Annotated in this window: 23 protein-coding genes; 14 read left to right on the top strand and 9 right to left on the bottom strand. The window is 38.8% G+C overall.

From position 1 onward, the window contains the following. Position 1: 1 nt before the first annotated feature. From flgL to fliT, 7 genes are all read left to right on the top strand, one after another. Positions 2–1,219, top strand: a complete 1,218-nt coding sequence (flgL, locus tag QUE09_RS13505; protein ID WP_286233300.1) for a flagellar hook-associated protein FlgL — start codon at positions 2–4, stop codon at positions 1,217–1,219. A 117-nt stretch (positions 1,220–1,336) separates the two neighbouring features. Then, entirely contained in the window at positions 1,337–2,158 is an 822-nt protein-coding gene (locus tag QUE09_RS13500; protein ID WP_286233299.1) for a flagellin N-terminal helical domain-containing protein, read from the top strand. 236 nt (positions 2,159–2,394) lie between these two features. Then, the gene (locus QUE09_RS13495; RefSeq protein ID WP_286233298.1) at positions 2,395–3,213 is read left to right on the top strand and encodes a flagellin N-terminal helical domain-containing protein; all 819 of its coding nucleotides are present in this window, start codon (positions 2,395–2,397) and stop codon (positions 3,211–3,213) included. Positions 3,214–3,293: 80 nt separating this feature from the next. After that, the gene (locus QUE09_RS13490; RefSeq protein ID WP_286233297.1) at positions 3,294–3,740 is read left to right on the top strand and encodes a flagellar protein FlaG; all 447 of its coding nucleotides are present in this window, start codon (positions 3,294–3,296) and stop codon (positions 3,738–3,740) included. A 42-nt stretch (positions 3,741–3,782) separates the two neighbouring features. Beyond that, positions 3,783–5,156, top strand: coding sequence for a flagellar filament capping protein FliD (gene fliD, locus QUE09_RS13485; RefSeq protein ID WP_286233296.1), 1,374 nt, complete (start codon positions 3,783–3,785; stop codon positions 5,154–5,156). Positions 5,157–5,199: 43 nt separating this feature from the next. Beyond that, positions 5,200–5,643 carry a flagellar export chaperone FliS gene (gene fliS / locus QUE09_RS13480; protein WP_286233295.1) on the top strand — a complete coding sequence of 148 codons (444 nt, stop codon included), beginning with the start codon at positions 5,200–5,202 and terminating at the stop codon, positions 5,641–5,643. A gap of 1 nt (position 5,644) precedes the next feature. Further along, positions 5,645–5,968 carry a flagellar protein FliT gene (gene fliT / locus QUE09_RS13475; RefSeq protein ID WP_286233294.1) on the top strand — a complete coding sequence of 108 codons (324 nt, stop codon included), beginning with the start codon at positions 5,645–5,647 and terminating at the stop codon, positions 5,966–5,968. Between the two features lie 30 nt (positions 5,969–5,998). Here fliT and QUE09_RS13470 read toward each other — a convergent pair whose 3' ends face one another. The 9 genes from QUE09_RS13470 to QUE09_RS13430 form a co-directional block, all read right to left on the bottom strand. Then, entirely contained in the window at positions 5,999–6,730 is a 732-nt protein-coding gene (locus QUE09_RS13470) for an acylneuraminate cytidylyltransferase family protein (protein ID WP_286233292.1), read from the bottom strand. Next, entirely contained in the window at positions 6,723–7,784 is a 1,062-nt protein-coding gene (locus tag QUE09_RS13465) for a nucleotidyltransferase family protein (protein WP_286233291.1), read from the bottom strand. The genes QUE09_RS13470 and QUE09_RS13465 overlap by 8 nt, the downstream gene beginning before the upstream one ends. A gap of 117 nt (positions 7,785–7,901) precedes the next feature. After that, positions 7,902–8,993: an N-acetylneuraminate synthase gene (gene neuB / locus QUE09_RS13460; protein ID WP_286233290.1), complete on the bottom strand. Its 1,092-nt coding sequence runs from the start codon at positions 8,991–8,993 to the stop codon at positions 7,902–7,904. A 2-nt stretch (positions 8,994–8,995) separates the two neighbouring features. Further along, positions 8,996–10,165: a UDP-N-acetylglucosamine 2-epimerase gene (gene neuC / locus QUE09_RS13455; protein WP_286233289.1), complete on the bottom strand. Its 1,170-nt coding sequence runs from the start codon at positions 10,163–10,165 to the stop codon at positions 8,996–8,998. Between the two features lie 14 nt (positions 10,166–10,179). Beyond that, a complete protein-coding gene (locus QUE09_RS13450) occupies positions 10,180–11,175 on the bottom strand; it encodes an NAD-dependent 4,6-dehydratase LegB (protein WP_286233288.1) in 996 nt (331 codons plus the stop codon). A gap of 54 nt (positions 11,176–11,229) precedes the next feature. Then, on the bottom strand, positions 11,230–12,795 hold the full coding sequence (locus QUE09_RS13445) for a B12-binding domain-containing radical SAM protein (protein ID WP_286233287.1): 1,566 nt from the start codon (positions 12,793–12,795) through the stop codon (positions 11,230–11,232). 3 nt (positions 12,796–12,798) lie between these two features. Continuing rightward, positions 12,799–13,824, bottom strand: coding sequence for a 6-hydroxymethylpterin diphosphokinase MptE-like protein (locus QUE09_RS13440; RefSeq protein WP_286233286.1), 1,026 nt, complete (start codon positions 13,822–13,824; stop codon positions 12,799–12,801). Positions 13,825–13,857: 33 nt separating this feature from the next. Further along, positions 13,858–14,031, bottom strand: a complete 174-nt coding sequence (locus tag QUE09_RS13435; RefSeq protein WP_286233285.1) for a hypothetical protein — start codon at positions 14,029–14,031, stop codon at positions 13,858–13,860. A gap of 115 nt (positions 14,032–14,146) precedes the next feature. Beyond that, positions 14,147–16,627, bottom strand: coding sequence for a 6-hydroxymethylpterin diphosphokinase MptE-like protein (locus tag QUE09_RS13430; RefSeq protein WP_286233284.1), 2,481 nt, complete (start codon positions 16,625–16,627; stop codon positions 14,147–14,149). A 270-nt stretch (positions 16,628–16,897) separates the two neighbouring features. Between QUE09_RS13430 and QUE09_RS13425 the strand changes: the two genes are divergently transcribed. The 7 genes from QUE09_RS13425 to fliH all read left to right on the top strand — a co-directional run bounded on the left by QUE09_RS13425 (position 16,898) and on the right by fliH (position 25,237). Beyond that, complete coding sequence (locus tag QUE09_RS13425) at positions 16,898–18,373, top strand: sigma-54 dependent transcriptional regulator (RefSeq protein ID WP_286233283.1); 1,476 nt, start codon at positions 16,898–16,900, stop codon at positions 18,371–18,373. A gap of 216 nt (positions 18,374–18,589) precedes the next feature. Next, positions 18,590–19,726, top strand: coding sequence for a sensor histidine kinase (locus QUE09_RS13420; RefSeq protein ID WP_434017560.1), 1,137 nt, complete (start codon positions 18,590–18,592; stop codon positions 19,724–19,726). Beyond that, complete coding sequence (locus QUE09_RS13415) at positions 19,713–21,053, top strand: sigma-54-dependent transcriptional regulator (RefSeq protein ID WP_286233281.1); 1,341 nt, start codon at positions 19,713–19,715, stop codon at positions 21,051–21,053. Before QUE09_RS13420 ends, QUE09_RS13415 begins: the two co-directional genes overlap by 14 nt. A gap of 181 nt (positions 21,054–21,234) precedes the next feature. Then, a complete protein-coding gene (fliE, locus tag QUE09_RS13410; RefSeq protein ID WP_286233280.1) occupies positions 21,235–21,588 on the top strand; it encodes a flagellar hook-basal body complex protein FliE in 354 nt (117 codons plus the stop codon). A 78-nt stretch (positions 21,589–21,666) separates the two neighbouring features. Continuing rightward, on the top strand, positions 21,667–23,367 hold the full coding sequence (gene fliF, locus QUE09_RS13405; protein WP_286235934.1) for a flagellar basal-body MS-ring/collar protein FliF: 1,701 nt from the start codon (positions 21,667–21,669) through the stop codon (positions 23,365–23,367). Continuing rightward, complete coding sequence (gene fliG / locus QUE09_RS13400; RefSeq protein ID WP_286233279.1) at positions 23,360–24,409, top strand: flagellar motor switch protein FliG; 1,050 nt, start codon at positions 23,360–23,362, stop codon at positions 24,407–24,409. The genes fliF and fliG overlap by 8 nt, the downstream gene beginning before the upstream one ends. A gap of 30 nt (positions 24,410–24,439) precedes the next feature. Beyond that, positions 24,440–25,237: a flagellar assembly protein FliH gene (fliH, locus tag QUE09_RS13395; RefSeq protein ID WP_286233278.1), complete on the top strand. Its 798-nt coding sequence runs from the start codon at positions 24,440–24,442 to the stop codon at positions 25,235–25,237. Positions 25,238–25,251: the final 14 nt, after the last annotated feature.

Here is a 25,251-nt window from a genome sequence, read left to right as displayed (position 1 = left end):
AATGCGCGTATCAACAGCACAATTTTATTATCAAAATAGCCTGCAATTAAGTAACAAACAGTCAGGTGTTAATGATCAAATCGGATATATATCAAGCGGTAAGCGTGTACTTACGGCAAAAGATGACGCAGTACAATTTGGTACGTTAACAGGGTACAAAGACGAACTTTCTAACATAGAAAAATACAAGCGTAATATTGGCCAAGCGGAAAACCGCAATAGCTTAATTGAAACGTCTTTCGATAACGCCACCAGTATTATGCAAGAGTTTAAGCAACGCTTTATTCAAGTACAAAATGGTACGCAATCAGACCAAGATCTGTTAGCACTTGCAGATTTAGCGAAAGACAATTTAGAACAAATGTTAGATATCGCGAATCTGAAAGATGAAACGGGTGGTTACATTTTCTCTGGTTACAAAATTGATGTTAAGCCGTTTAGCTTACAACCTGACAACTCAGTTATTTATCAGGGAGACAGTGGTGAGCGTCAGTTGCAAATTGCTAAAAGTGTTAATGTCGCCACGAGTTTAGCCGGAGATCAAGCTTTTGAAAAAGTGGCTAATGCGATAGGTGATTATACCCCCGTGTATAACACTAATACTTCAGGTATTCGCGTCAGTCGTGCAGAATTAATCAACCCAGGTCTTAATAACACAACACCAGGTGCAGGCTACCCGCCTGATTATAATTTCGATTTTGTTTCGGCAACCAATTTAGTCGTTACCGATGCTGATGGTGATGTCATGGCAAATATTGCCGGTTATACACCGGGGCAAATTGTTTCCTTACCTAATGGTGTAGAAGTGCAGATAGATGGCAACCCATTGCCGGGTGACAACTTTGATCTGACTCCTCAAGAAAATATTAGTGTATTTGAAACCATGAAGCAGGCGATAGATTGGATTTCACAAGGAAATTCTCCAGCAGATCCTACACAGCATAAAGTTGACTATGACAATATCCTCAGTCAGATAGATGCGACCTTAAATCACGTTGTCTCTAACCAAACTACTGCGGGGATAAGGCTTCAACTTATTGAAAATCAAGAAAATAACCATCTTGATTCAGAGCTTTACTTACAAACAGGGCGTTCGAATATTGAAGATCTGGATTATGCCAAAGCAATTGCAACCTTTGAGCAATCTAAGGTCGCTTTACAAGCTGCCCAACAAACGTTTGTGCAAGTGAAAAACTTAAGTTTATTTAATTATTTGTAATGTTGGCATAGCACCTGCAAGAGTTTGAGTGTCAATTTTTTTGATTATCGTGGTTCAGCACTTTGTTGTTATCAGCACAAGAACCACTACCTAACTAAATTTTAGGAGATGATAGCAATGGCTTTAGTAGTAAACAGTAACATCGCATCTTTGAATGCACAGCGCCAACTAAATGGCTCAACAAATGACCTACAGACTAACTTTGAAAGATTGTCTTCAGGTAAACGTATTAATAGCGCAAAAGATGACGCTGCGGGCTTACAAATTTCAAGTCGGTTAACAGCACAAATTAACGGTCTTAATCAAGCAGCTCGTAATGCCAATGATGGTATCTCTCTTGCGCAAACAGCTGAGGGTGCGTTAGATGAATATACCAATGCATTGCAGCGTATGCGTACATTATCAGTGCAGTCGTTAAATGGTTCAAACAGTGACTCTGACCGAAAGGCACTGGATGCTGAATTCCAGGAGCTTGAAACTGAGCTTACACGTATATCAACTGATACAGGTTTTGCCGGTGAAAACTTATTAGACGGTACTTATACAGGTAAAGTATTCCAAATTGGTGCTGACAATGGTCAAAACATTGAAATTAGTATTGGTATTAACTTTGCTGCGGCATCTATTTTATCAAGTATAGATGGTATTTCAGAAGCAAGTCATGCATCTGACGCGTTAGCAGCAATTGATAATGCTTTGGCAACTGTCACGTCAACACGTGCCGATTTAGGTGCTAAGCAAAACCGTTTTGCGTCAATTATTCGTAGTAATGACAACACCTCGCAAAACTTATCAGCATCAAGATCGCGTATCCAAGATACTGACTATGCACAAGAAAGTGCTGCATTAGCGAGAAGTACGGTACTGCAACAGGCATCAAGTTCGATGTTAGCGCAAGCTAACCAGCAGCCTCAAATAGCGTTATCGTTACTGCAATAACCACGTTAAGTTATACCTTATCTTTAATAAAAAGCCCTCTCTTGAGGGTTTTTTTGTATTTTTTATTATTATAAAAACCAATAGCTTAAAGATATTTTGTCAATCTTTTTACGTTTTTTCTTAAAAAAGTTTAAAGTTATTTTTTTATTTACCGATAAAGTTTTCAGAGAGGCTTGGTGATGAAACTAACCTCATAGATTAACCAACGAGAATGGGTTTCCCACAGGAGCATAATCATGGCTTTAGTAGTAAATAGTAACATTGCATCAATCAATTCACAGCGTCAATTAGCTAATTCAACAAATAGCTTAGCAACAAACTTCGAGCGTTTATCTTCAGGTAAACGTATCAACAGTGCAAAAGATGATGCTGCTGGTTTGCAAATTTCAAGTCGCTTAACAGCACAAATTAATGGTTTAAACCAGGCTTCACGTAACGCCAACGATGGTATTTCTTTAGCGCAAACAGCTGAGGGTGCATTAGAAGAGTACACAAATACACTTCAACGTATGCGTACACTTTCTGTTCAAGCATTGAATGGTTCTAACAGTGCAGCGGATAGAACAGCACTAGATTCAGAATTCCAAGAATTGGAAACAGAATTAACACGTATTTCAACAGATACTGGTTTTGCTGGTGAAAACTTATTAGATGGTACTTACACAGGTAAAGTGTTCCAAGTAGGTGCTGATAATAACCAAGGTATTACCTTAAGTATTGGTCAAAACTTTACTGCTGCTTCAGTATTATCAAGCATCGTAGGTGTAACAACTGCAACTGCTGCTTCTGCATCTTTAGCTAAGATTGATGCTGCACTAGTAACGGTAAACGACACACGTGCTGACTTAGGTGCTAAGCAAAACCGCTTCTCTTCTATCATTCGTAGTAATGATAATACGTCGCAAAACTTGTCAGCATCAAGATCACGTATTCAAGATACTGACTACGCTGCAGAAAGTGCTGCATTGGCAAGAAGTACAGTACTTCAACAGGCATCAAGTTCTATGTTAGCACAGGCTAACCAGCAACCACAGATAGCGTTATCTTTATTATAATCATACGGTGAGTTATAGTTTAGAGAATCAATGGCACTCACTATGAGTGCCATTTTGCCAATAGAAAGTAGGAGTAAATTATGGTTAAAGCAGTAGTTATCGATGCGCAACCATCAAACCAATTCTCTGAAATTGCCCAGCAGTCCCAGACAGTTAGTAAAGATGAAGAAGCTAAAAAAGCTGAGCTCAAGGCTATAGAGCTTGATTATGCTAAACTTAAAGAGATTGAAGAAGCTCAACAGAAAAAGTTAGAAGCACAAGCAAGTAAATCTGAAGAAGTTTCAAATGAAGAAATTCAAACTGCATTTGAAGAAATTTCAGAGTTTATGCAAATTTATAATCGCAATGTAAATTTCTCAATGGACGAACAATCAGAGAAAACTGTTATTAAAGTGTTTGATACTGAAAGTAATGAATTGATCAAACAGTTTCCATCTGATGAGCTAATTGAGTTAGCACAAAAAATTAAAGGTTTGCGTCAAGATATTGACCTTAAATCTGGTATATTTCTTGATGAAAAAGTGTAGATGTCTTTTTTTGTAATTTACGATTTATTTTAGGAGGGTAATATGAACATAACTTCTGCAGGTGTAGGTTCTGGTTTAGATCTTGAGTCTATCATTGAAGCATTTGTTACCGCTGAATCTATTCCCACTGAAATTAGATTACAAGAGAAAGAAGACAGAGTAAAAGCTGAGCTTTCTGGTATAGGTACTTTTAAATCAGCACTTTCTACTTTCCAGGCTGTTGCTGAGAAACTTGCTTCAGTAGATGATTTTAACCAACAAGTTATATCAACAAGTAATGAAGACATTACTGTTACCACAAATGGTTTTGCCAGTAACGGTAGCTTTGATATCGAAGTAATACAACTTGCGCAAGCTACTCGTATACAAACAGAAGATTTTGCAAGTTCTACCACAACAGTCGGTGCGGGTACTTTAACGTTTGGTGCTGGTGCGGATAGCTTTGATGTTACAATCGATGCAGCTGATGATCTTTCAGCTATTCGTGACAAAATAAACTCACAAAGTGATAATTTTGGCGTAACGGCTAGTCTAATTAACAGTGATTCCGGTACGTATTTAACTTACACATCGAAGAATACAGGGTTAGCCAACGAGCTTTCTGTTTCTACAGGTGATGCTGCACTCGACGGTTTAGCAACTAATGCAACAATTACCCGTAATGCACAAGATGCCATTATTGAAGTAGATGGTAATGGGAACTTTATCACCAATGATACCAATGAGTTCAAGAACAGCATTGAAGACGTTACCATTGTCGCTAATAAGGTCTCAGCGTCTGGCCCTGCGACCTTAGATATAAGCCAAGATCAAGAAGCTCCTAAGGAGTTAATTGAAGAGTTTGTTAGTGCATTTAACGAATTATCTAGCAGCATGGATGTTTTAGGTTCTGCTAAGTTTGGTAAATTAGCCTTTGATTCAGATTTGCGTTCAATGGATGGACAACTAAAAAGTATTTTGATTAATACTGTATCAGGCATGACCGGTGATATTAAATCACTTGGCGATATGGGGATACAGTTTGATGAATTTGGTGTGTTGAAAGTTTCTTCTGTTGGTGTTGGTTCAATGCAAAGCGGCGCTGAAATGCTTTCAGACGCTCTTGAAAATAATCTTAATGAAGTTGGTGCAATTTTTGCTTCTCCTAATGGTATCATCGATCAGTTAACCACTTTAATTGAAGGTTACAATGATAGCGATGGTACATTGACGCAGCGACAGAAGAGTTTGAACGAGAATTTGACAGATATTTCTGACGAATACGATAATTTGGAAGCGCGTTTAAGAAATTATGAAGATACTTTAAGACAGCGATTTGCTTTTTTAGATTCCACAGTTGCAGGTTACAACGCAACGTCAAGTTGGCTTCAAACTGCGCTTAAACCAGTAAATACTGGTGGTGGCGCTAGCAATTAGAAAGTACGTTGCACATAGAAAGTAATGTTGTAGGAGAATTGTCATGAGAAAGAATTTAAGTGCATACAAACAAGTAGATATTAACAGTAATATTTTAGCTTCTGATCCTCACCAGATTATTTTATTAATGTTCGATGGATTATTAAAAGGTGTTGCCACGGCCAGAGGGGCGATAGAAAGAAAAGATTTTGAACTTAAAGCCCAGTCTTTGACAAAGTCGATAAATATTTTAGACGCATTAATTCAATCATTAGATTTTGATAGTCAGCCTGAAATCTCTAAGAATTTTCAAGTGATGTACAGCTATTGTATAGACTGTTTGATGAAAGCAAGTACATCTTTAGATATTGCCAAGTTAGATGAAGTCGTTGATATGATCAAGCCTGTTAGAAGCGCGTGGTCTGAAATGCCGGAAGACGCTAAACAAGAAGGTTTAGACAAACTAAAGCAAAAAAATGAGCAAGCGACTACGGCTGTAGGAGCTTAATATGCCCTTTGCTGAGTTATATCAGCAGATAGACGATCTTTCTGCTGAAATAGCGACGTTAACAAAGAATGATAAGTTCGAACACGTAGAAGCTAAACTTTCATTGCGCTTGGAATTGTTGAAAACGCTTACTAAACAAGTGCGTGACACTAACAGTGAAAACTTAGAAAATGAACTGCAAGAATTTTTACGTAAGGTTCAAGCGCAGGATAATATTCAAGTCGAATTGCTGCTTAAAGAACGAGCTAAGTCGTTAGCAGATGGCCAAAAGCAATCAAAAAAGAAAAAAGCGGTTAATACCTACCAAAACGTTAGCAATAACTAGCTTCAAGACTAATGAAGCTAGTCTTATCTTTTAAAATCCAATAATATTTTCTTTCGCCGCTTGTTGACGTTCAGACAACAAAATTTCAGCTAATTTGAAGTCTAAATGATGGTCTATGTCAACAGAGTCTTCTCTTTTCATTATGTAAGAGAATAGCTTATCTTCTAGAAAAAATGTTTCTTGCTTTAGTAAATCCTCTACATTGGCAATATAGATAGCACCATTAAGGCGGTAATATGTTGGCAATGCTTGGCTTCTTGGATTTTTTTTAACAAAATTGGATAAGAAATTTTTCATGTTGCCATCTGGTTGTAAGGTATTACTCCACATTGGCGAATGATCACACTCACAGACACTGATCACGCCGGCGGCGGATTTATCTTTCAATAATTGTATTGCTTGTTGAATATTTTCCTTGGTTCTTAAAGGCGAGGTTGGTTGTAGCCAAACGATATAATCAAATGACTTCCCCTGATTTTTCAAATATTCAACTGTATGACTCACGACATCTATCGCCGTTGCTTTGTCACCAGAAATACTTTCGGGTCTAAGAAAGGGAACAGCAACGCCACATTGTTTTGCGATATCTGCAATATTTTCACTGTCAGTACTGACAATGATTTCGGAGATCTGTGGAGTTTGCTGTGCGGCTTCTATCGTCCACTGTACTAGCGGCTTGCCACAAAGTGTTTTGATATTTTTACCAGGTAAGCGTTTACTGCCCGCACGTGCTGGGATTATCGCTAATATTTTATCACCCATAGAATTTTCCGCCTTGCATTACATCTTTTTGCGCTTGATAAAAGTCGACCATTTTACCTATGTCTAACCAATACTCATGAACGGGAAACATGGCAACGAAATTTTTATTGGCTATGTAGTTTTCGATGAGATCTGTCATATCAACACGTTGATTTTTAGGTACAGCATCAATCATAGTGCGACTGACAACATATACGCCTGCATTAATAAAATATTTATGAGTTGGCTTTTCAACTAAGCTAGTGATTCTCGTTCCTTCTGCCTCTACTACGCCGTAAGGTACTTTATACTCTTCCTCGCGAACACACATAGTACAAACAGGGCTATATTCATTGTGATAATTCAACAATTGCTCAAAATCAATCTTTGTCAGCACATCGCCATTCATCATTATGATGGGTAAATCGGGTAAATCATCTGGTAGTAAACCTAAGCTGCCTCCCGTACCAAGCGGGTCTTGTTCATGAACATAATGTATCTTCACACCCCATTTACTGCCATCACCGAAGTGATTATGAATGGCTTCAGGCATATAGTGGGTTGAAATGTAGAACTGATGAAAGCCACTGTTTATAAAGCTATTAAGAATGGTTTCTAAAATGGGTTTATCACCTAATTTTAGTAAGGGCTTAGGACAGTTGTCAGTGAGCGGTCTTAGACGAGTACCAAAGCCTCCCGCCATCAAAAACACAGGGTTGTCGTATGAAGGTTTTTTAATGATGTCTTGAAGTGTTTCTAATCCTACTATTTTACCGTCTGAAATTAACGGAATAGCACCTAGCCCTTGATTATTCATCAAGCTTAATAATTTATTTCTTGAGGTATCAATATTAGCGACAAGCGGTGACTTGTTCATGACATCAGCAATTGGCGTTGTTAAATCTTGATGACGTATTAAAGCACGGCGAATATCACCATCAGTAACAACACCAAGTAGCGCCTGCTGCTCATCTACGACAAGTGCCAATTGCATAGCACCTTTGTCGATGACTGATATGGTTTGCTCCATTGTTGCAGTTGGCGGTATTAATACATCTTGCCAATTATGACTCATTTAATCCCCCTAATCATATACCTTGTATCGGCTAAAATAATGAATAGCTTTAATATTACTGTTAGCTAAAGCAAAAAGTACACCAAACGTATTGATTGTGCTAATTAATTATCGACTTTAATCTACTTTGATTAAATCACCTGCTTGAAAAGCATAATGTGCAGGTACATTTAATAATTGCCAGTAATATTTGGGATCAATACCTGAACCCGGTCTCATAATAGCGAGATTTTCTGTTGTTAAAAGCTCTCCTTTTTTTATGTCTTTTTTGGCAACGATACTTTTACGCGCGACTGATTTGTTAGCTAATTCTGAGGAGGTGGGTGCTTTTATAGACGAACCTAGTGCTTGCTCAGCAATACGAATACTTGTGATCATTTGTGTTAATTCACTGGGATCAATAGATGCTTTATGATCGGGCCCAGGGAGATTTTTATCCAAAGTGAAGTGCTTTTCAATGATACAAGCGCCTTTTGCAACAGCTGCAATCGGTACAACAATGCCAGCGCTATGATCTGAGTAACCAATGGGTAATGAAAAGTTTATGTTCATTTGCTCCATGGCATTGAGGTTAATTTCATTAAATGGTGCAGGGTATTCAGTCGTGCAATGAAGAATCGTAACTTTGCGTTTTAAAGCTTCTTGCCCCTGTTGGGATTTATAGGCGCGACTGAAAGCTGATAGTGAAGGTGCTTCTTCGATAGATAATAAGCCAAATGCAATGGTGCCAAGTGCAATTTCTATTTCTTCATTCGTTGCCATGCCTGTGGAAACGATTAAATGACAACCTGTCTTTGCGTGTGCGAGTACAAAGGGTAAATTGGTGAGTTCTCCAGATGGAATTTTTAGGCGTTTTAATGCCATGTCCTTTACTAAAAAATCTAAGCTTTCATCGTCAAATGCTGTAGATAAGTATTCAATACCGACTTGATGGCAATAGTTTTTAATTGCCATATGCGTTTCAAATGGTAACTCGAGTTCTTTTAGCAGTTGATACTGTGTTTGATCTACCTCGGTATTTACCGTTTGATATTGCGCTTGTTTAGCGCTTTGAGTAACTAGATTTGCTGCTTTAAATGTTTGAAATTTTACAATGTCGGCTCCCGCAGATTTAGCAGCATCAACTAACTGCTTTGCGAGCTTTTCACTTCCGTTATGATTGACACCTGCTTCGGCGATGATAAGTGTTTTTTTCGCTGTATCTGACATGGTTAGCCTTTTAAGTCATACGCAATGTCGTAGAATGGTTTAACACGTTTTAATATGTCACGCTCGATTAACGTTTTAACAATTTTTTCAGATGCTTCGCCATTACCGTATGGATTTGGTTCACTAGCGATTGATGCATTAAATTCGTTGGAAACCGCTTTTTGCAGAGCAGCAGTAATGTCAAGTTTACTTGTTTTGCAATGTATAACGCTTTTACTCGCAAGCCGACCTTTTTGTCTATCGCCAATATTTACGGTAGGAATGTTAAATGAAGGCGTTTCAATAATACCGCTTGAGGAGTTTCCTACCAATGCCACTGCGTGTTTCATCGCGGAAAGAAAATTCAATTGTCCAATAGATTCAAACAAATGCACACGACCTTCATTGTTTTGAGCATAAATTTCTAATTCGGTAATAATAGCGCGACCAAAGGTGTCGGCATTGGGATAAGTGATAATAACATTGTGATCTGCAAATTCGTCTAACGCATCCAGTAAACAAGTTAAGCCTGCCTTAGCATCTTGGCTTGTTAATGTTTCTGGGTGATATCCAACTAAAAAGTATGGCTTTGCTAAGTCGAGTGATAATTTTTCGCTAAGCGCTTGTTTTGATAATAACGGCAGCTTTTTAATATTATCGACGCCAGGCGCGCCTACATTGATTACGTTGTCAGGTTGTTCACCTAACTGGATAACACGCTGTCGATACACTTCGGTAGACGTAAAATGTAGGTGTGCCATTTTAGTGATAGCATGCCTAAATGCGTCATCCATCGCAGCTTCAGTTAACTCTCCACCGTGAATATGAGCGATTGGAATGCCTGAGATAGTGGCGGCACATGCAACAGCTAACGCTTCGAAACGATCCCCTAATAATACCAACAAATCTGGCTTATGGCGGTCAAAGCATTCCGCCGCGGCCATTTGAGCTAATGCCATTGATTTGTTGATGGCAACAGGTGTATCTGATGCTAATAAAAAGTCCATTTTATCGGTGACAGTAAAGCCATCGTTGATAATGTGTTTGATGGTATAGCCAAAATCATGTGCAAGGTGAGTACCGCCAACAAATAATTGTAGTTCTACGTTTTCGGCTTGCTGTAAGCCTTTTAGCGTAAGGTACAGTAAACCATACTCTGCTCTAGTGCCGGTAAATACTGCTATTTTTTTCATCCCTTAAAATGTTCCTACACGTTGTAAATTGAGTGTTTGTATTTCGCCAAGTTTTGCGGTTCAGTAAACCATGCAATAGTTTTAGTTAACCCTGTTATGATATCGACTTCGGGTGTAAAACTTGTTAATGAGTTGATAGTGGAATTATCACACCATAACCTAAAAACTTCTGATTTATCTGGGCGTAGTCTTTTCTCGTCAACGATAAACTTAACATCACTGTTCATAATGTCTTTAATCATATTTAATGTATCACCAACACTGATTTCAAAATTTGAACCAATGTTAATGGTTTTTCCTATGGTGTTTTCGCTGTTTGCTAATGCGATAAAGCCTCTGCAAGTATCTGTTACGTAGTTAAAATCTCTTGTTGGTGATACATCGCCAAGTTTAAGTTCTGACTCGCCATTAGCGATTTGTGTAATAATGGTAGGAATAACAGCGCGAGCTGATTGCCTAGGACCATAAGTATTAAAAGGTCGTGCAATAGTTAATGGCAGGTTAAATGCGTTAAAATAACTCATTGCCATTGCATCTGCGCCAATCTTAGACGCGCTATATGGGGATTGCGCTTGCAAGGGGTGAGTCTCGTCTATCGGAACGTATTGTGCGGTACCATACACTTCACTTGTTGATGTGTGAATAACACGGCTTACATTGTTATCAAGGGATGCTTGGCAAATATTTAATGTACCTATTACATTAGTGCTTACGTAGCTTTCCGGCGCAACATAAGAATAAGGAATGGCAATTAACGCAGCTAAATGATAAACAATATCAATGTTTTGTGTAATATGCCGACAAAAATGTGGATCACGAATATCACCTGAAACAATATCGAGGTTTTCCTGAGCAGGTATATCTTCTAACCAGCCCCAGTAATTAAAAGAATTGTACTGTGTCAACGCCTTGACATGATGCCCTTGTGCTAACAGCATTTCTACCAGGTGAGAGCCGATAAAACCATCGGCTCCAGTGACCAATATACGTTTGTTTTTATTACTCGCCATTAATGTTTACCTATACTACTCATGGTTAAGTTCTTTGGTTATTGTTGACTTGCTTTAACTCGCTAGCGGACCAGCTTCTTTTACGGTCTTTAAATTGAAGGAGAGTTTAGGCTGAATCATTGGCGATAACTCATGCTGCACCGGTGCCCAGTGTTTTTCAGATAAATCTAATAAACGTAGATCTTTTAAGTACACGATCTGTTGCAGCCCTAATAATTGCATAGGGGAAAATTCATGGCTTATCGTTGCGGTTATCTTACTCGCGTCGCCCAAGTCCATGATATAAGCTTCAAGATCATTATCATATTGCTCCATAATGGAATCTTTATATGCGTAGTACCATTCGGAACCAGGATATGCGGTTGCAAAATGTGGTTTGGCGGTAATGCCGAGTTCAACAAGCGCTTCAATGGTATTTCTAACACTTTCAAAGCTCTCTTCCGGAAAGCCAATGATGATGTTTGGAATAGGTTTAATGCCAGAGGCTAAGCAGGTAGCGATACTTTGTTTATTTTTACGGGCATTGGAGCCTTTGCCTAAGTTACGTAATACCGTTGGATCAAAAGATTCTAGCCCGTAAACTAAATGAGTACAGCCTGCTTCAAACATTAATTTTAATGTTTCAGGGCGGTGTAATCCTGCGTGAGAAGTGCCATTCCAATGCACACCTTTACAGTTTTCATCATGCGGAATGCCTTTTTGGCGACAAGTTGGCTGCAAACCGGCTTCTATCCATTTGTTACATAAATCTTTTAGCCAAGTACCTTTGCTTGCTACATCCATAGTCATCAAGTTTTCATCAATAAATGCTGCAAAGTCAATGTCATATTTGTCATGTAAATGCTTAACCATGCTGACGATATAATCGGCACTGTGATAACGGATATTTCGACCGTAGGTAAATACAACATCATTATCGCCATGTTCATTTTCTTCTACTAGCATATCGCCAGTAGTACCTAAGTGCCAACAGTACTTACAGGTCAACCCGCAACCAAAGCTGCCATTAATATCCATGCGCCTTTTCGAAGTAAAAGATTCTTCACTAAACAAGTTTGCTGAGTTAGCAAAATAAATATCTAGGGGAAATAACTCCCATGCCGGCCAGGGGAGGGTGTCTAAATCTTTAATGTTGGGTCTTACATTGGTTAAAAAGCTTTTACCGGTAAGATCACGATGAATAACACCTAACACATCGGCATAATTGAAATCTTTGTTATCAATTTTTGCGAGCACTTCAGGAAATGTTTCAAATGATTCACCGATACAACCGACATCTATTTCAGGTATCCATTCAAAGATTTCATGTGGCATTGATGTTAAAAAACCGCCACCAGCAATAAGTTGTGCGTTAGGAGCACTTTCTTTAATAAGCTTGCAGGCTTTTTTTATGTAATTATACGTAGTCGTTAAGCCACCAATACATACCGCATCCCAATCGTCGGCTTGGCAAACTTCAATAATAGTTTCAATGGGTAAGCGGTGTGCATTAGCGTCATATACTTGAACTAAATGCCCTTTTTTCATGGCGATAGCGGCAAGTAATGCGATGCCATAAGGAATATGACGTGGCACGTCTTCTTCGCGTACAACAGGGTTTATAAAAAGTATCTTCGCCATAATTTATTGCTCACTGTTGAGGAATTGACTAAAAGTAATGCACGGTAAATTTTCTGCAAACAATGTACCAGCTTCTGAACAGTTATAGGTTTTACCAGTAGCACGAGAGAGTAAATCCAGAAAGTTGTGTCGATACCAAAAATACGTTGGGTCGGTATAAAACTCTTCGTCAGACAATGGAAACGAAAACTTAGGAAATAGTTGCTCTAATTCTTCTCGTGTTTGCGCGAACTCGTGTAATTCGTAATAGGTTTGCGTCATTTCAATGGGAGTGTCGCTATGATAGCCGAGATCCATTCCTGTTAATGCTATTTTGGGGATCTTTAAAATGGCATTAGCAAACACCCAAGCGGCAGTACCAACAGTGCCGCCAGTATTCATACACGATTTTTTATTTATAGCGTAGATGCGGCGTGTTAAACTGTTAGGATCTTGAGGGCTATCAACTATAGGATTCCACCAATACATATCAAAACCAGCCTCAATTGCTCGTTTTACTACGTTTTTAGGGGCAGAAGAACAAATAATAAGTTTAATCTGTGGCGCATATTTATTGATAAGTTCAATGTTTGCTTGATTCTCTAAGATTGAGTTATTGCGAAACTCAACATCCAAATCTTGGCGCGAAAAATAGTCATCATTGCGCGTGTTTTCTTCAAAATTATCATCCCCAAACCAACGAACAATACGAGTTGGATGAGGATCTAACGTTAAGACGTAGTCAGGAATAATGCCATTTTTTAAGCATTTCACTAATGAACCGTCAATGGCTACAATTGAACCTTTGTAATGGCTGTTTTTTAATTTAGCTAATACATCGTATTTATGCAGACTTGGGCCGGCACTGATAATAATCGCAGAATCTTTTTTTTCTTCAGGCAAAGGCGGTAAGTCTTTAAAACTTTTTTCCATAAACGGAAGATTATTCAACGCGTTCGCGACGAGATCATCACTATGCCAATCTTTACCGATATCAGTAATTTTGGACACTACATCAACAAATTTTTCATTAAGGTCGTACTGCGCCATATTCGGTTCTCTTTTTATTTGCTACGCGATTTTTTATTCTTCACCGTCCCATGTTAAGTCGGTGCGTTCAACATAAACCATGCTTCCACCAATAGAGTTCAATGCCGCTTTTTTAAATTTTGTTTCTAATGAGTCTTCATTTGCAGTCTCACTTGGTGCAGATACCTGCTTTTTAGTCGTAAAGTTACCTTTTAGTAAATCACTCATAAGTACTCCTAAACGTATTGGTTAAATGTTTTATACCGTTGTTAAATTATAACAAGCAATTGTTGTCTTTATATCGTCAGTTAACGGTGAATCCTTTAATATTCAGAAAACTGCTTTATGTCGTTGTAATTTTACTAAGAAAGCTTTTCGCTTTTTTATCATCTGGTGCACTGGCTAAGGCTGTTTCAAACGCCAGTTTTGCAGCGTCTATTGCATTGTTTTCAAAATAAAACTCGCCAAGACTGTTCCATAAAAAAGTATTGCTAGGATCTTGTTCAATACAGTCGTTAAAGCAGTTTATTGCAACTTCTTCTTTACCTAAGAGTTTCAACAATTTAGCAAACTGGGGTAAATAGGTAATCGAGAGTGCTGCTAATTCCTGTAAACACGCTTGTGCCAGTTCGTAGTTCTTCATTTTGTAAGCTACGCTAGCAATTTGTTGTAGTTCATCTTCTTCTATTGATTCCGCGGGTAAACGCTCAAAATGATATAAGGCGTCATGATAGTTTTCCGTTAAAATAGAGTAATATGCAAGTCCTAAGTCATAGAGAATTTCTGCTTGTTCTTCGCGATCAATAGAGCTTTTAAGGCTATTGATTAATGTAGTGAGTGCATCGCTATTTTTTTGATGGAATAAAGTGATTATTTTACGCCTTACGCCATCTAAAGAAGCTTCTTCTTTCGCACGAGATAAATGCTTTGTTTCTACGTTGTGGATATCTGCAGCATGCAGTTTTGCAAAACGTTCAAAGGTAGACTTTTCTTCATCGGTTAACGTGGTTAGATCAATTTGAGTTTTTTCTAACCAGTGTTGTGCTCTACCTAATACTCTATCTTTCTCCCACTGTTCAAACATCATTGATAGACGTGGAGTGGGTTTTTGTTCTTCTATTCTACTATTAATTCTTGCTAATACGTTTTCGAGTAAAATGATCAGATTTTCACAGGTAACAATATAGGCTTGGTAGTAAAGTTGTCCTGTTTTTTCTACTTTATCATCAGACCATTCATCAGATGATTCCGCTTGCGCAGAACTAATGAATTTATCAATGCCAAAGTTTTTTATAAATTTTGAAGTACGCTTATACTTTGTATCCAGTTTCTTTTCAATCTTATCCATTTCAAGTTTAAACTTGAAATTTTCACTCTCGTTGCCTTTTTCTTTAAAGAGTTGTTCATTCGCGTTTAAGGCCTTTTCTGCAAGCCTTTTAATGTCTTTAACGTCTGTAAGAACCTTTTTAACATTTGCATTTACTACATTGTAATCATGTTGTATTTCACTTGTTGTCATTGTGGGAATACAGCTAAGCAGTTTATCTGCATAGTTTTCTTGGTCATGTGTAAAAGATAGTGCAGAAGAAGGTACGTGTTCAATGTGAGGTAAGCAAGCGGCATTTGGCGATAAGTTGTAAACAGCTTGGTCTGTTTTTTTCGCTTCTTCTGCTATTTCAGATAAACGCTCACCTGCCGTACCAAATACAATGAGTGTTTCAACGGTATTTCCCGCATAAGTTTTTACCCAAGTACCGGGGCGGCCAAGTGTCGGGCCTATGTTTGCTTCATTACTTCCAGAGGCATGAGTAACGCCTTTTTCTGAAAAGCAAAGATCGACACCCGATAATAAAATGTTACTAAACCCCATGTCTACAGCTGCTTTTAGTGCTGTATTTGTAACCGTAGGACCTGCAGATTTTAAATTTTTATCATCACCCTTTTCATCCCAAGGGTATCTTCTATTTAGGTATGCGCTTTTACCATGCCACTGAGCTAATAAAAATGGTGTAACGCTATTAGAGTGTAAAAAAAGCACATTGGAAGGGAACAATAACAATTCTTTACTTACATCGTAACTGATTTCATACGGATCAACAGAAACAACAATATGGGGTATAAGTCCTATTTGATTAAGTCTTCTTGCAATTCGCGATACAGCAATGATCACCAAATGATCTTTGTGTTTTTTTACCCATTCAATATCTTCATCTAATGAGGGGCCCCCAGCGAGAATGATACATGTATCTCCCTTGAATTTATTTTTAAATACTAACGCGGGTGTTTGATTCTCACAGATATTAATCAATTGTGGACTCATAAAAGGAGATACGCCAAGTGTTGCTCGTGTTATGAAGCGGTAACTTTGAAACTCTTGCTCGAATTGTAAAATAGCCGCATTGTATGCCGGAACATATGAATCGATGGCGGCAACTGACTTAATGAACTGACAGTAATCTTTATATAAATATAAGTCCATACCAAACGCAGTAGCGCTTTCTTTCCATTTATCAATGGTGGTAATCGTGATGTAGTCGGGTAAGTCGTCTAGTTTATTTTTAAGCTTTAGCCGTTCGATTACTGCGGGTAATTCAATAAATAAATAACGAGTATCAATAGGTTTTTCCAGTTGTTTAACATGATCGAGTAATAACCCAGAATCAGTGCCAAGAATTATGTAGAAGCGTTCTTCAGTATGTAGTTTTTCATCATATAGGGTCTCAAAGACAACGTGAGATGGTTGTTTTTCAAAAGCGTGTCTATTGATTAGGTATAAATACTCTTCGCCAAATTGAGAAGTTAAAAAACTGTCGTTTATTTCCATTTTATCGCCTCTGCTAATCAATATATGATGCGTTAATTACAATGAACTTATCTATTTGTAACCAAAGCAAATAACACGCCATTACTCAATATAAGCAAAATGTTACGCGTTATTTGTTAAATTTGCACGTCAACACCAGTAACTACCACAAAATAAAGCGCGGCAAAGTCAAAGTTATGACGCTAATGTGTCAAAATTTTGTTGAATAATCATGAATCCTCGCTACAATCATAGCTGAATCGTTTTAAAAACAAAGGTTATCAAAGGATTATGCAAGGTCAAAAACATATTCTTGTGGTTGATAATGACGTAGCGCGCGCTGAGCAACTTGCTACGATATTGGCATTCGTTGGCGAACATTACGAGTGTTATGCACAAGATGAAATAATTGATGTTTTACCACGTCAACAAAATACCTTAACGGTGATCCTTTGTGGTGAGATTAGCGATACCATCGTTGAACTTGTCAAAAAGCATCCTACTTGCCCATTTCTTTTGCATGATGTGCTTGATAACCAAAAACTCGCTAATTTTATGAATGTAATTGGCAACGTAAATACGCCATTGAACTATGCACAACTGACAGAGATGATTCATCACTGTCATCAATATCATAACAAATTACCTAATCATAAAATAAAGAGTGCTGGAAACTCAGCTTTATTCCGTTCGCTTGTCGGTGTAAGCGAACCAATGCAACATGTTCGCTTTTTGATTGAGCAAGTAGCGAGTACACAAGCCAACGTATTAATACTCGGTGAATCGGGCACAGGTAAAGAGGTTGTTGCGCGTAATATTCATAATTTGTCCGATCGTAGTAAGGCTCCGTTTGTTCCAGTAAATTGTGGTGCTATTCCGCCTGATTTACTTGAAAGTGAATTATTTGGTCATGAAAAGGGGGCGTTCACTGGCGCGATATCAACAAGAAAAGGACGGTTTGAACTTGCCGAAGGTGGCACACTCTTTCTTGATGAAATAGGCGATATGCCACATCCAATGCAGGTTAAATTGTTACGTGTGCTTCAGGAAAGAACCTTTGAACGTGTTGGTGGTGCGAAAAGCATAAAAGCGAATGTACGCGTGATAGCGGCCACGCATCAGAACCTTGAAGAGATGATCAAAACTAATGATTTTCGTGAAGATCTGTATTACCGATTAAATGTATTTCCGATTGAAACACCTGCATTACGCGATCGCAAAGAAGACATACCCTTATTATTAAAAGAATTGATGTCACGTTTCGAACATGAACAAGGCCAATCAGTGCGTTTTACGGAACGTGCCATTGCCTCCTTACAAGAACATGCCTGGGCAGGCAATGTAAGAGAATTATCAAACCTAATAGAACGCATGATCATTATGTACAACGAGCAAGTAGTGGATGTGACAGAATTACCGTTTCGCTATCGTCACATTGATGCAGAAGAGTATAATCCAGAGTATCCAGAAGAATTGCAAGAGCGTGAAGCCATTAACGAGTTGTTTGCTGGCTTTGAAGACGATGAAGACATAGATGATGACTTTAGTGAAGGCTTTGAAACTGATGATACTAAGCAAGTGAATGTGTTACCTGAAGAAGGCTTAAATTTAAAAGAATATTTAGCGGATCTCGAAGTTGCATTGATTACGCAATCACTCGATAAAAATGATTGGGTTGTCGCTCGTTCAGCTGAGTTATTAGGCATGCGCAGAACGACCTTAGTTGAAAAGATGCGTAAATACAGTTTACAAAAAAGCGATGATTAACGTCGCTAATTTACATAGTATTTTGTGTAATTGACAATCCTTTAAAATAAGATCACCACCCGATTGACAAATTATTGACTGCCTATAATTTGTTAATAAATCATACGGTTAAACAACCTTGTTACAGTTGGCATAATAAATGCTTTTTCTTGAATATTACAGTTATTCGAGAAGTGTATTATGGTTGTAGTCGTTGCAAATCAAACAAGTTCTACTATGTATCAGCAGAAGGTCTTTCCTTTTGCTGAGCAGCCATTCATTGCTAATCAAGAAAAGCTTGCTACTGAATCCTATGTAGGTGAGCTAGCGCTTTTACGACAACAATCTAATCAACTCGAAAAGCTAATTGACGTTATGCCAACCGGTATGATCATGCTAGATGGCGATGGTATTGTTGTTAAAATGAATAAAATTGCCAGTCAATTATTAGAAGAGCCAATATTAGGGCATCCTTGGTTTGATGTGATTAGAAGGTCGTTTAAGCCTCGCGCAGACGATTGGCATGAAGTTTCCTTAAAAGACGGGCGACGCGTTAAGTTAGAAATTACCGCGTTAGTTGACCAACCTGGTCAGTTGATCATGATCACCGATCTAACAGAGACACGCCTGTTGCAAGATAAGTTGAGTCAATTACAACGCTTATCTTCGCTAGGGCAAATGGTGTCTAAACTTGCGCACCAAATCCGTACCCCGCTTTCAGCAGCAATACTTTATGGTGCTAATTTAAAAAGTAAACACTTACAAACTGACGAGCGAAATAGCTTTCAAGATAAGCTTATGTCTCGCTTATCGGATCTAGAGCAAACCGTTAACGATATGTTGTTATTTGCCAAAAGCGGTCAACAACAAGTCGTTGAGGCGTTGTCGGTAAACGCGATTGTCAAATCATCAATACATGGTATTGAAGCGCTGATTGAAGAAGCAAAAGCTTCGGTAGATATTCAATATTGCCCAGATGACTGTCATATTCTTGGCAATGAAACGGCACTGACGGGTGCTATTCAAAATTTAGTACATAACAGTTTAGAAGTTATAGAGACGCAAGCAAAAATTAATATAGCGTGTTACAGCCAAGGCGGTAAAGCCTATATCAGCGTTAAAGATAACGGTTGTGGCATTGATGCTGATATAGCCTCAAAAATATTTGAACCGTTTTATACATCGCGTAGCCAAGGTACTGGTTTAGGGCTCGCCGTTGTTAAGTCTGTTGCAAATGCACATCAAGGCGAAGTACACCTTATCAGTAAGCCAGCAGAAGGTGCGCATTTCGTTATTTCTTTACCCTTGTTGCCAAATGAAACTGGTAACGAGTCGTTAGCTTCACATCAGGAGAGTAGCGATGAGTCAAAGTAAAATATTAGTTGTAGAAGATGATGCAGGTTTACGCGAAGCATTAGTTGATACCTTAAAGTTAGCAGGCTACCAATGCATAGAAGCAGACTCCGGAGAATCAGCATTACTACAGTTAAAAAATCATCACATTGATCTTGTTGTCAGTGACGTACAAATGCCAGGCATGTCGGGATTAAGTTTACTTAAAAACATTAAGACATCCTTTGCCAAAATGCCTGTTTTGATTATGACCGCGTATGGCACTATTGATGATGCAGTACAAGCGATTAAAGATGGTGCTTGTAATTACATGGCGAAGCCGTTTGCGCCAGAAGTGCTATTAAATATGGTCAACCAATATTTACCAATCATGAAAAGTGAAAGCTTTGAGCCTGTCGTTGCCGACGTGAAAAGTAAAGAGTTGTTAACGCTAGCAAAGAAAGTCGCCTCTACAGATGCATCTGTTATGGTGTTAGGCCCTAGTGGCTCAGGTAAAGAGGTACTCGCACAGTATGTTCATGGACATTCAGCGAGAGCGAATAAACCATTTGTCGCTATTAATTGTGCCGCGATCCCTGAAAATATGCTAGAAGCTACTTTGTTTGGTTATGAAAAAGGTGCTTTTACCGGTGCAATTCAAGCTTGTCCGGGTAAATTTGAACAAGCGCAAGGTGGTACCATTCTATTAGATGAGATCACCGAAATGGACTTAGGCTTACAAGCTAAAATCTTACGTGTTCTACAAGAGAGAGAAGTTGAACGCTTAGCAGGGCGTAAAACGATCAAGTTAGATGTTCGTGTGATCGCTACGAGTAATAGAGACTTAAAAGAAGCCGTAAATGAAGGGATTTTTAGAGAAGACCTTTATTATCGTTTAAATGTCTTTCCGCTAAATTGGTTACCGCTAGCTGAGCGAAGTGATGATATTGTCCCGTTAGCAAATCACTTAGTTTCACGAGTCTGTGAAAAAGAACAGCAGCCATTACCTGAATTTACCGCGGCAGCGTGTAGCAAGCTTAAAGCTTATCAATGGCCTGGTAATGTAAGAGAGCTTGATAATGTAGTACAGCGCGCACTCATTTTGCATAGTGATGGCGTAATAGATGCTGCTGATTTATTAATTGAAAATTTTGAAACGCCGGTCATTAATGAAGTCTCATCGGGTATGGCCACTGAAGATAAACTTGGTAATGAACTTAAAATGCAAGAACATCAAATTATTTTAGACACATTGCAAGCATGTCATGGCAGCCGTAAAGCGGTCGCTGAAAAATTAGGTATTAGCCCAAGAACCCTTCGTTATAAAATCGCAAAAATGCGTGATAGTGGTATTCAAATTCCCGCTTAAAAAATCCCTTTCAATAAACACCGAACTCTGTTTTGTTCCACACAGAGCTCGGTGTTTACCTCTATCTAACTGATTTTAAAAAATAAAAAACCATTAAACTTTTATTATTATTGTGGCATCAAGGTTGCATTAATCCTAGTAATAACTCATTTATCAAAAGTTTGACACTAGCGAGAATGCCATGGATATCAAAAGTAACTCCTTATACGCACAAATGCAGAATATGCAGCTTGAAGCGATGGGTAACCGCGCTTCAACAATCAAGAACGATAATATTATTAGTTCTGAGGTTGCGCCGGTAAATACTTCACAAAGCGACTTTGGTTCTATGCTTAAACAAGCCGTGAATACAGTCAACGATATTCAGCAAGAAGCAGGTGATAAACGCACACGTTTTGAACTTGGTGATCGTAGCGTCACGTTGGCAGATACAATGATCTCTGCGTCAAAAGCAAGCGTTGCATTTGAAGCGACAGTGCAAGTGAGAAACAAATTTGTCGAAGCATATAAAGAAATTATGAGTATGCCTGTTTAAATAACACAGTAAAGAGCAATGTGCGCGTAATAGTAGTTGAGCGGAGAATCTAAAGTGGCAGATACAACAAGTACAGCAATGGCAACAACAGATGGTGGTAGTGATCTTGTAGCCTCTGATAATGCAAACGATAATATCGAGGAGCAAAAATCAGGCTTGGCTGCGGCTATGGGCAACGTAGACGTGCTTCGTCAAGTGACACTGATCATGGCATTGGCAATTTGTTTGGCAATTGCTGTTTTCGTTATTATGTGGGCGAATCAACCTGAATACCGTTATTTAACTAAGTTGCCAACAGACCAGTTGATCAAAACGATGGATTTTCTAGATGCCAATGGTGTTGAAGATTATATCCAAGAAAACAATACTATCTCTGTACCTGCCGATCGATATCAAGAAATTAAATTGCTGCTTGCACGTGAAGGACTTACTGAAGAACCAAATGCACGTGAAGAAATTATAATGCAAGACATGGGCTTTGGTGTTAGTCAACGCCTTGAAAGTGAACGATTAAAACATTCTCGTGAACAACAACTTGCACGTACCATTCAAGAGCTACAAACCGTTAGTCGTGCAAAAGTATTACTCGCAATTCCGAGAGACAATGTCTTTGCTAAACGAGAAAAATCACCTTCAGCTACCGTGGTAGTAACGTTAAGAAAAGGTCGCTTATTATCTGAAGAAGAGGTTGATTCAATTGTTGATATTGTTGCATCAGCTGTTCAAAACTTAACACCTAACCGCGTTACAGTTACTGATCAAAATGGTCGACTACTTAATTCTGGTTCGCAAGATTCAATTTCATCTCGTTCACGTAAAGAGTTTGAAATTGAGCAAAAACGTGAGCAAGAGTACATGGATAAAATTGACACGATAATGATCCCTGTTGTTGGCTTAGGTAATTATACCGCTCAAGTCGATGTGACCATGGACTTTACAAATTCTGAAGAAACACAGCGTCGTTATAACCCAGATTTACCTGCACTTCGCAGTGAAATGAAAGTTGAAGAAACTTCCATCGGTGGCACGCTTGGTGGTATTCCTGGCGCATTGACTAACCAGCCACCATTGGATGCCAATATTCCTGAAAATGCGACAGGTACTAATAGTCAGCGTTCTACACCAAGTAGGAAACATTCAGAATCAACCAAGAACTTTGAATTAGATGAGTCTATTAGTTACACCAAGCAACAAACAGGTGTTATTCGTCGTATTAGTGTTTCAGTCGCACTTGACTATAACAACTCAACTAACGCTAATGGAGAAACAGTACAAACACCTAGAAGCGTTGAAGAACTTGCGAATATCCGTCGACTACTTCAAGGCAGTATAGGCTTTGATTTGCAACGTGGCGATGCCTTAGAAGTAGTGACTTTACCGTTTTCACGCATGGAAGTAGAAGAAGAAGTAGCGGTACCTTTTTATCAAGAGGCATGGTTTTTAAAAATTCTTAAACTATCGTTAGGTGCGGTTGTTATCATTATTCTGATATTATCTGTTGTAAGACCTATGTTGAAACGTTTGATTTACCCAGACCAAACACCGGAAGATTATGGTGATAAGTCACTTGATAGTCATGTAGACTTAGGCGATGAAACAATGGATATGTTAGCAGCGGATTTTGATGCAGGTGCAGTTGGTTTTGCACCGGATGGTAGTCTACAATTACCAGATCTACACCGCGACGAAGATATTCTAAAAGCCGTACGTGCTCTGGTAGCTAATGAACCAGAGTTGTCCTCTCAAGTTGTGAAAAGTTGGTTGATTGAAGATGAGTGATGAAGCACAAGAACTAGCAGCTGTACCGCAAGGGTTTGATGTCGATAAACTTGACGGCGCAGAAAAAGCAGCAATTTTATTATTGAGCTTGTCTGAAGAAGATGCAGCACAAATACTAAAACACTTAGAGCCAAAGCAAGTGCAACAAGTGGGCATGGTCATGGCTGCAATGGAAGATTTTACTCAAGAAAAAATTACTGCAGTTCATAAGTTATTTATCAATGAAATTCAAAACTTTAGTACGATTGGGTTCCAAAGTGAGGAGTTTGTACGTAAAGCATTAACGGCTGCATTAGGTGAAGATAAAGCTGGCAATTTAATTGACCAAATTGTGATGGGTGGTGGTGCAAAAGGCTTGGATTCCCTCAAGTGGATGGACTCTAAGCAAGTGGCGAATATTATTCGTAATGAACATCCTCAAATTCAGACCATTGTTCTATCTTACCTTGAACCTGAACAGTCAGCGGAGATAATGGGGCAGTTTGCTGAGAAAACGCGATTAGATTTAATGATGCGTATCGCAAACCTTGAAGAAGTACAGCCAGCAGCTCTGCAAGAATTGAATGAAATTATGGAGAAACAATTTGCTGGTCAAGCCGGGGCTCAAGCAGCGAAAATGGGCGGCTTGAAAGCAGCAGCTGATATCATGAACTATCTAGACACTAATATTGAAGGTGTGTTGATGGATTCAATTCGTGAGCATGACGAAGAGATGAGTCAACAAATTCAAGATCTTATGTTTGTCTTTGAAAACCTTGCCGATGTGGATGATCGTGGTATCCAAGCAATTTTACGTGAAGTACAGCAAGATGCATTAATGAAAGCGATTAAAGGTGCTGACGATACACTGAAAGAGAAGATCATGTCTAACATGTCAAAACGTGCTGCTGAAATGATGGTAGATGATCTCGAAGCTATGGGACCTGTGCGCATAAGTGAAGTTGAAGCAGCACAAAAAGAAATTTTATCGGTTGCTAGACGCTTATCAGATGCAGGTGAAATTATGCTTGGCGGCGCTGGTGGCGGTGATGAATTCTTATAACGTTTTTGAGGCTTAATAAGTTGTAAAAGCATGAAAAATTTTTCCGGCGTACATTGTGAAGAGAACATCATTAAATCGGAGCAGGCATCTGACTCTGATGTTTGGCCTTATCCTTCAGTAGAGCAAGATTTTGACGAAAGCACACTGCCGACAAATGCATTAGGTAAAAAGCCTACATGGCGATACGAACCTCCTGAAGAGATTGAAGAAGAAGTTCAGCCATTAACGGCTGAAGACATTGAAGAAATTCGTCAAGCTGCTTATCAAGAAGGCTTCAATCAGGGAAAAGAAGAAGGCTTTACTACGGGCTTTGAAGAAGGTCAAAAAGCGGGTCATGAAGAAGGGACAAAGGCGGGCCATATCGAAGGTATTGAAAAAGGATTAAGTGAAGGCCAAGCAACAATCGATGAATTAGCTAACCAATGGCAGGCATTAACAGAGCAGCTTCATCAGCCTTTGAAGGCGGTGGAAAAAAATGTTGAACAACAGTTATTACAATTAGTTGTGCAGTTGACAGAAGCTGTGACTTATCAAGAGGCTAAAACCAACCCCGAAATTTTGTATGACGCAATAACTAGGGGGATAAAAGCACTTCCTAGCCAAGACGCGCAAACACAAATCTTATTAAACCCAGAAGATATCGCATTAGTTGAGCATCAATTCACCAAAAAATATATAGAAGAACATGGCTGGCGATTACTGCCGTCACCACAATTACCTAGAGGCAGTTGCCAGATTGAAAACAATACATCAAATATTGATTTGTCTGTTAAAACAAGACTCACTGATGTGTTGGAATCGTTCTTGCAGGATGCTCTTCACCAGTAATTGTTCTTGGCTAG

Origin of the sequence: Thalassotalea sediminis, from assembly GCF_030295915.1 — a bacterium.
GTDB lineage: Bacteria > Pseudomonadota > Gammaproteobacteria > Enterobacterales > Alteromonadaceae > Thalassotalea_C > Thalassotalea_C sediminis.
This window is presented reverse-complemented; position numbering and strand designations above follow the sequence as displayed.